The organism is Enterobacter sp. 200527-13, assembly GCF_027924865.1.
Taxonomy (GTDB): Bacteria; Pseudomonadota; Gammaproteobacteria; order Enterobacterales; family Enterobacteriaceae; genus Enterobacter; species Enterobacter ludwigii.
This window is the reverse complement of record NZ_BSCM01000019.1, coordinates 1-6,705: the sequence shown is the minus strand read 5'-3', so window position 1 is coordinate 6,705 and position 6,705 is coordinate 1. Positions and strand designations below refer to the sequence as shown.

Genomic DNA, 6,705 nt, shown 5'->3' with positions numbered 1-6,705 from the left:
GTGCAAATTCCGCGGGTCGGCGATGAGGTGGTGGTGGACTTTATCAACGGTGACCCGGACCGTCCGATTATCACCGGGCGGGTGTATAACGAAGCAAGCATGCCGCCGTGGGCGCTGCCGGCTGCAGCCACGCAGATGGGCTTTATGAGCCGCACGAAGGATGGCTCCGTGGATAATGCCAATGCCCTGCGCTTTGAGGACAAGGCGGGCGCAGAGCAGGTGTGGATCCAGGCTGAGCGGAATCTGGATATTAACGTCAAAAATGACGAGTCTCACTCTACCGAAAAAAATCGTACCCAGTTTGTTGGTGAAGATGAAACCTTACGGGTAGCGAAAAACCAGAAATCAGGGATTAAAGGCGATGTGGTATGCCTGACGGGGAACAGTCGAAACGATAAGGTCGTTAATAATTTTATACTTTCCGCAGGTAATACGCTGAGACTGGAATGTGGTGAAAGCGCCATCGAGCTATCAAAAGACGGTAGCGTTCATATCATTGGTAATAACTTTAACTTTACTGCAAAACAGAATGCTCAAATTAATACGCTTTCCGGGGAATTGCACTTAAACCCTGATGACGGACGTAATGTCATCGACCCACCAGGTGCATCCCATCAGGGTGAAATCCAGCAGGAAGTGGATGGTTTTTTTGTTTTTAATGCCAATAAATAAGAATAACCAGAATGGCCGAATATATCCTTCAGGAAGCAACACTCGCCTTGCCCGATGTATTTAAAGACAGAACCATGAATTTATTCACCATGAGTGATAACGGAGCTAGCGAGTTTACTTTTGTTGTTTCTTGTGCGACGGCAAAAAACGAAGATAAAGTCCATGATGCGGCTACCCGACTGACGCGTGAACTGGAAATTACGGTGCCCGACTTTCGTCTTGAATCCTCTCAGATGACTTCTGTTAATGGTCATCCGGCGGTAGAGCTTTTTTATCAGTTTAAAAATGATAACTCGGTCATTTTTCAGAAGCAGACGGTGATTTTACTCGCTGACCATCCTGGCGGGCAAAAGATGGTGTTGATGTTTTTTCCGGCCGGAAAATTGACTTCCTTTCAGAATTCAATGCAACAGAGACTGAAGTGCTATTTAAGCCTAATACATCGTTTGAGGTTATCAGCAGGTCAGATGAACTTGGGATAATAAATATAGAATTAAGGGTAATACCATGATCGACCTTCATACTGAAGACTCTGTAATCAATCATTATGCCGATCGCTATCGTACATACATGCCAATTAATGTCCGTAAGGCAATAAAAAATAACGGTATTGATGGTTTGAGTTCTTCACAAGCCTGGGATGAAACATTACCTTTAATTACGACTGAAGATATTTCACGTGATAAAGCACTTGGGGCGCTGGTCGGTTTGGCTGTTGGGGACGCAGTCGGCACTACTCTTGAGTTTAAGAAAAGAGACAGTGAACATGTAGCGGATATGATTGGTGGCGGACCTTTTCATTTAAAACCCGGTGAATGGACGGATGATACGTCCATGGCATTATGTCTGGCGGAAACTTATCTTTCAGAAAACAGAATGCATACCGATATACTTAGAAAATATCTCGTTAAATGGTATCTTAACGGTGATAATAGCAGTAATGGTCGGTGTTTCGATATTGGCAATACGACGCGATTTGCGCTTGAACAGTATTTGCGTATCGGGCCTTCATGGTATGGTAATACCGAGAAACACACTGCTGGTAATGCTGCGGTTATTCGTCAAGCTCCGGTGTCTATCTTTCGTCGAAAATCGCTGCGCGCGATTTACTTCGAATCCCAGGCTCAGAGTCGCGCAACTCATGGCGCGGTAGAGTCAATTAATGCATGCCAATTTCTCGGATTGATATTACACTATTTAATTAACGGTTATAAAAAAGAAGAAGCTTTTTCCCCTCATGTTTTCCCACTATGCGCGCGTGTAATGATCATAAATGCGGGTGAGTATAAGCAAAAAACTCGCGATCAGATTCGTTCAAGTGGTTATGTAATAGATACGCTTGAGGCCGCGATGTGGTCCGTATGGAATACTGACAATTTCAGAGATGCTATTCTGTTGGCCGCCAATCTTGCCGATGATGCTGACAGCGTTGCGGCGACGGCAGGACAAATAGCGGGAGCATTATATGGTTATTCTGGTATTCCGTCGGAGTGGAAAAACAAACTTGTACAACACGAGCGTATCGCCAAAATGGCAGGTGAATTATTCGATAGAGCTCCTGAGGATAATTTTTTATAATTGAATAATTCATATGGCACGGCTATTGTAGCGTGCCATTGAGTTGAAGGGAAAATGTTGGGTTAATGTGAAGTAACATGTGAGGAAAACAACTCACTTTGCCAGCATAGAAAATATACTGAATTATGCAAAAAAAGTAGAGTAGTTCGGTAATATTGCTTCCTGTACCTGGTATTTGGCTAGTTAAAAAAATATCTCTACCAGCCAAAAGGTAGGGGGGTACAGAATTTATTCAGATAAAAATATGTCTAAGAGTGCTCATGAATAAAGAAAATTATAACGAGCTGAATTATATCAATGATGCCATTGATATAATCAATAAACGATTGGAAACAAAACCTGATTTTTCACTGTATGTTATGGTGAAGTGCCAGTTGGATTATATTAAATCTGTTTTGGTTGGCGCTGAAAAAGATAAAAGTAAATTACATTCATTGAATCTTGGAGTACTTGCATCTAAAGAATTTGATACAACAGATGCCGAGCTTGCTGAGCATTTATCTAATGCTAATTATATAGCTTCGCAGATGGGGAAAGGATTGAAGATCATTCTTCCTCATGAACAAGATGTGGAATATTTGAAAAGACAAAAAAGATATCGTAAGTGATAGGCAGTTTTTTTGAATTCTGCTGGCCGCCAACCTTGCCTATGACGCTGACATCGTTGCGGCGACGGTGGGGCAAATAGCTGGAGCATTATATGGTGATTCCGGTATTCCCCAGGATTGGAAAAATAAACTCGAACAACACGAACGTATCGCCACAATGGCAGGTGAACTATTCGATAGAGCACTTGAGGATAATTTCTAGTAATTGTATAAATCATATGGCGCGGCTATTATAGCGTGCCATTAAGTTGAATAGAAAATGTTGTGTTGATGCGAAGTTGGATGTGAGACGAAACAACTTACTTTTCCAGTGTTGAAATATGTCGAAATATCAAGTGGACCATATTTGATGATAGTCACTCATTAATAAAGAAAGTGATTTTTTAATTTCCCCTCTTAATTCTATTATCTTCCTTTAATAAAATGTGGTGACTGATTTTATCAGGCAGAAGTGGTCGGGAATAATAGGCGCGCTCTCACTCTAATAATTTGACTCAATATAATGAATGAAATAACAGCCTTGGATTATGTTGAAAAAACATTAAGTTTATCTCAAAAGAGATATGCTGAAGTTAGAAAAAGTAATCCCCAATCCCCGCTTTTGCAAATGTACGACTCTACAGTACAACAATTATTATTTCTGCGGGACCTAATCGAAGGCAAGGAAAAGGATAAGGCGAAATTATGGAAAATGACGTTCGGTATGTATGCAGCGAAGGAGTTTGATAATTCGGATGAGTTGTTTTTTGAAAGGTTGTCGGATGCCTGGTTTATTGTTGATCAAATCCGCCGAGGATTAAAGGTTAGGCTCCCGCATGAGGTTGATGCCAATTATAGAATAAAACAACAAAATCTTAAAATGAAATATCCTGATGAATTTTAGGGTTGATATTAGATATATTTTATTATGGGTGGATGGTGATTGATTTACATGCTAATTTGAATGTATTGTTAAAATATGTAGATAGATATCGTAAGTACTTACCTGTTAGTAGTCTTTCAGTCCAGCAGAAAATGCAGTATAAATATAATGATAAACTATTAGAATCATCTTTTGATTGCGATGCCCAAAAACAATGGGACTTAACACCATCATGCAACATCTCACTAGTGGAATCGCGAGATCGTGCTGTTGGTGCGCTTATTGGTCTTGCTGTTGGAGATGCTGTAGGGACGACGCTCGAATTTCTACCTCGTGACAGAGCATACGTCAAAGATATGACAGGAGGTGGGCCATTTCGACTTCGCGCAGGCGAATGGACGGATGACACATCCATGGCATTATGTCTTGCGGAAACGCTTCTTGAGAAGGGTGATGCTGATACTATATGCTTCAGGAATAAGCTTCTGGAATGGTATCAGCATGGTTATAACAGTTCAAATGGCATCTGTTTTGATATAGGTAATACAACTCGCTTTGCTTTAGAACAATATTTAACTATTGGTCCTGGGTGGAGCGGTAATACTTCGCCAGAAACTGCAGGTAATGCTTCTATTATCAGACAAGCGCCTGTCTCAATTTTTTTTAGAAAGTCATTAAGCAAAGCGTTTTATGAAGCTAAAAAACAGAGCATCGCCACGCACGGTGCCGCGGAAGCAATAAATAGCACACAGTATTTAAGTTATTTACTTGTACATATGATTAATGGCAGCAATAAAGATTTTGTTTTTGCTCCACACGTCATGCCGCTTCAGCCACGTGTAATGATTATCAACGCGGGTGAATATAAGCAAAAAACTCGCGATCAGATTCGTTCAAGTGGTTATGTCATCGATACGCTTGAGGCCGCGATGTGGTCCGTATGGAATACGGATAATTTCAGAGATGCTATTCTGTTGGCCGCCAATCTTGCCGATGATGCTGACAGCGTTGCGGCGACGGCGGGGCAAATCGCGGGTGCGCTGTATGGTTATTCCGGTATCCCACAGGAGTGGAAAGACAAATTGGTACAACACGAACGTATCGCCAGAATGGCAGGTGAATTATTCGACAGGGCTCCTGAAGATACTTTCTTGTAATTGTTTTCATATTTGGATAGTGAGGGTTTGAGCTGGTCGTAATTTCCGCTCAGGCAGATGGCGGAATTAATGGTATTGCTGAGTGTGTTGCCCTTTTGAAAAAAGATTAAAGAGGATAAATGGGAAATATTGTAATGCATTGGTTTTTCTTTATTTTCTTTATGATTTGGACACTAGCGCTTATCTGGAATGGGAAAGATTTTTTTAACAAGAAAAAGTGGCTCCTGGCGGGGATGATGTTGGTTCTGGTGTTAGTAGCCACAGTTGTCATTGGCTTTACGCTTAAATGGCTTTCTCAGTCGATGTCATTGTTTTCTATCGCAACGGCCAAACAATATTCGATCATTTTTTCTATGTCTTTTCTGTGCGTATGGGGTTTAAAGGTCACAGTTGTGCTGCTCTGTACTGTTTTCTCGGGGATTCTGAGGGGGCACAAAAGCTACAATGTGGAAAATTATGAAAAAATATCGTCTATATCACGCATCGTCGCGCCTGGCTTACTTATCGTTGCTAAAAGCTTAATTTCCCTCGGAAGCGTCCTTATGTTTTCGGGTCTTTGGCTAAAGTAAGCACAATGATTAAGGTTGCATAACGGATACCCTAGTTTCTACTGTTACCGCAACCGCGTCTCCGCTTTGCGTCATGCCCTTGACCCGACCCGATACGGATGCGTGCATCGACCACAGCAGGCAGCTCGGTTAACTGGTTACGGTGATCATCCTCACGCAACCCGCCGTGGCGCCAATTGTTAGTGTGTGACTGTCATAGTCGGGCGAGCGAATAAGGAGCATCGGATTCAATGAAGTTTCTCGGGTTTATTATTTTTTCATTGGTCGCTCTTACCTATATCTGGAATGGCAAAGATAATTTTAACAAAAAAGAATGGGTGGTTTTTTCGTAAAATTATCTTTTATATTAGTCGGCACTTTTATTCTGGTTTTCGTGTTGATCGGATTGCGGGAAATTTTCCCCTCGATGACAAAAGAAGATGGTGAGTTGGTACTAATCGTTATTCCGCCTTCGTTTGTCACACTATTATTGGCTAAGTTTTTCGTCATTATGCTTTGCACAATATTTGAAACTATAATGCGTTTTCATCAGCGATATAACACGGAGCAAAATTATTCGATTTTGTCATCGCTGGCAAACAGATATAGCCCTGGATTGATTTTGCTGGCGAAATGCCTGGCATCATTTGGATGCATTCTTATATTCTATGGTATCTGGTTAGCCTCCGCGGCCTAAGTGAAGAGACATTATAAACACTTAGAACAACTATCCGTTTCCCATAGCCTCCGCTACCAGTAACGAAGACCTTGAGGCGAACGACTGGAAATGGCTGTACACCTCAACTGACAAGGAAATACTTCATTACCAGGTGATATTTCCCATGCGTGTTAAGCCAGCAGGTTTGACTCCACCACACATTACTGAAGTCGGCTTGACGAATGAGAGGGGGTTATCCATCTCCGGAGTAACACTGTGGACGTGCTGGGAAAATTTCATCGCTGCGGAAGAGATGTGTGCTTTATACCAATGCTTTGTTTTTAGCATGGGGAAAGTATGGTGCCATGCGTAGAGTGTATTTTTAATTTGTTAATTAAATGTTATATATTAAGTGATAGGTTCCTCGACGATTTCCCCCCCAGGTGATTTTTCATCTGTCTGGTTACATGTAATAGTAAATGACTTTTTTCATTTATCCGTTTTTTTATTATCTTCTCCAGCATAAAACCATTACGGAATAAAGATTATGCTCAACCGAATTACCGTTCAGCTCCCGGTGGAGGGGCTTCTGTTCTGGAAACTCACAGGTCGCGAGGCGATG

General features: G+C 41.6%; 7 protein-coding genes and 1 pseudogene. All 8 read left to right on the top strand.

Annotation, left to right across the window (positions count from 1 at the left end; all coding sequences use genetic code 11):
- Positions 1 to 672: bacteriophage T4 gp5 trimerisation domain-containing protein (locus tag QMG44_RS24145; protein ID WP_281853330.1), on the top strand; the 672-nt coding region annotated here is incomplete at its 5' end.
- An 11-nt stretch (positions 673 to 683) separates the two neighbouring features.
- Positions 684 to 1,154 (top strand): DcrB-related protein, encoded by a 471-nt coding sequence (locus QMG44_RS24140; RefSeq protein WP_020883475.1) that lies wholly within the window; start codon positions 684 to 686, stop codon positions 1,152 to 1,154.
- Positions 1,155 to 1,179: 25 nt separating this feature from the next.
- The gene (gene tri1, locus QMG44_RS24135; RefSeq protein ID WP_086532392.1) at positions 1,180 to 2,250 is read left to right on the top strand and encodes an ADP-ribosylarginine hydrolase Tri1; all 1,071 of its coding nucleotides are present in this window, start codon (positions 1,180 to 1,182) and stop codon (positions 2,248 to 2,250) included.
- Positions 2,251 to 2,510: 260 nt separating this feature from the next.
- Positions 2,511 to 2,858: an immunity protein Tsi6 family protein gene (locus QMG44_RS24130; RefSeq protein WP_020883477.1), complete on the top strand. Its 348-nt coding sequence runs from the start codon at positions 2,511 to 2,513 to the stop codon at positions 2,856 to 2,858.
- Positions 2,859 to 2,874: 16 nt separating this feature from the next.
- Positions 2,875 to 3,060 (top strand): annotated as a pseudogene (locus tag QMG44_RS24125) (ADP-ribosylglycohydrolase family protein); the annotation flags it as partial.
- A gap of 300 nt (positions 3,061 to 3,360) precedes the next feature.
- On the top strand, positions 3,361 to 3,741 hold the full coding sequence (locus QMG44_RS24120; RefSeq protein ID WP_032669863.1) for an immunity protein Tsi6 family protein: 381 nt from the start codon (positions 3,361 to 3,363) through the stop codon (positions 3,739 to 3,741).
- Between the two features lie 35 nt (positions 3,742 to 3,776).
- Entirely contained in the window at positions 3,777 to 4,877 is a 1,101-nt protein-coding gene (gene tri1 / locus QMG44_RS24115; RefSeq protein WP_404997248.1) for an ADP-ribosylarginine hydrolase Tri1, read from the top strand.
- 119 nt (positions 4,878 to 4,996) lie between these two features.
- Complete coding sequence (locus tag QMG44_RS24110) at positions 4,997 to 5,446, top strand: hypothetical protein (protein ID WP_044857986.1); 450 nt, start codon at positions 4,997 to 4,999, stop codon at positions 5,444 to 5,446.
- The last annotated feature ends 1,259 nt before the right edge of the window (positions 5,447 to 6,705 follow it).

Excerpts from the sequence above, each read along its gene's own strand:
- QMG44_RS24110 (WP_044857986.1), top strand. The coding sequence starts at position 4,997 with ATGGGAAATATTGTAATGCATTGGTTTTTCTTTATTTTCTTTATGATT.
- tri1 (WP_086532392.1), top strand. The coding sequence starts at position 1,180 with ATGATCGACCTTCATACTGAAGACTCTGTAATCAATCATTATGCCGAT.
- QMG44_RS24130 (WP_020883477.1), top strand. The coding sequence starts at position 2,511 with ATGAATAAAGAAAATTATAACGAGCTGAATTATATCAATGATGCCATT.
- QMG44_RS24120 (WP_032669863.1), top strand. The coding sequence starts at position 3,361 with ATGAATGAAATAACAGCCTTGGATTATGTTGAAAAAACATTAAGTTTA.
- QMG44_RS24140 (WP_020883475.1), top strand. The coding sequence starts at position 684 with ATGGCCGAATATATCCTTCAGGAAGCAACACTCGCCTTGCCCGATGTA.